The following is a 1,078-nucleotide window of genomic DNA, read 5'->3' as shown; positions in this document are numbered from 1 at the left end:
CGCCCTCCCTCCGCATCGGACCGACCTGAGGAACCGTCATGACCACCTTCGCCCAGAGCCCCACCGCCTCCGACGTCGCCGACACCGACACCGACCTGGCCGTCAGCCGGGAGCCCGGCAAGCCGGTCGTCGTCCGCACCCCGGACTTCACCACCATGGAGGAAGCCGTCGCCTGGCTCTCCGACCGGCGCTCCGACATCCGCGCCGAGCTGCACCGGTCCGGTGCGGTCATGCTGCGCGGACTGCCGGTGACGGACGCGGAGTCGTTCGCCGCGGCACGCGACGCGCTGATCGCCGTGCGGGCCGGTTACAAGGAGAAGGCCACTCCGCGCACCGACTTCGGCGAGGGCGTGTTCTCCTCCACGGACCTGCCGGCCATCCAGCCGATCCGCCTGCACAACGAGAACAGTTACACCCTCGACTTCCCCGGCGTGCTGCTCTTCGGCTGCGTGACCGCTCCGGAGAGCGGCGGTGCGACCACCGTCGGCGACATGCGCCGGGCGCTCGCCCTGTTGCCCGAGGACCTGGCCGCCCGGTTCGCCGAGGCGGGCTGGCTCCTGGTGCGCAACTACTCCGACCTGGCGGGCATGCCCTGGCGCAAGGCGTTCTCCGCCGAGGAGCCGGCCGGCGCCGAGGCGTACTGCGACGTCAACGCCATCGGCTACGACTGGCTCGACGAGGACACCCTGCGCACCCGTCAGCGCCGTTCCGCGATCATCAGCCACCCGGTGACCGGCGAGCGGACCTGGTTCAACCACTTCGCGTTCTGGAACGCCCGCAGCCTCGACGAGGACGTCCGCGACGTCCTCACCGAGACCTTCGGGGAGGACGGTCTGCCGTTCAACACCTACCTGGGCGACGGCTCCCCGCTCACCGACGCCGAGGTCGACGTGATCAACGACGTCTACCAGGCGGTGACCGTGCGGGAGAGCTGGCAGGCCGGCGACCTGATGCTCGTCGACAACATCCTCTGCGCGCACGGCCGTGAGTCGTACACCGGCGACCGGAAGATCCTCGTCGCCATGGGGGAGCCGGTGGCCCTGTCCGACTGCTCCCCCACCGCCGCCCCGTCCACCAC

General features: G+C 71.0%; 1 protein-coding gene. It reads left to right on the top strand.

The window, feature by feature from the left end; translation table 11 throughout:
• Window positions 1–38: 38 nt before the first annotated feature.
• The coding region (locus ACOV8S_RS30960; protein WP_448321810.1) for a TauD/TfdA family dioxygenase at window positions 39–1,078 on the top strand (1,040 nt) is incomplete at its 3' end.

This window comes from Streptomyces sp. CO7, from assembly GCF_053474865.1.
This window is presented reverse-complemented; position numbering and strand designations above follow the sequence as displayed.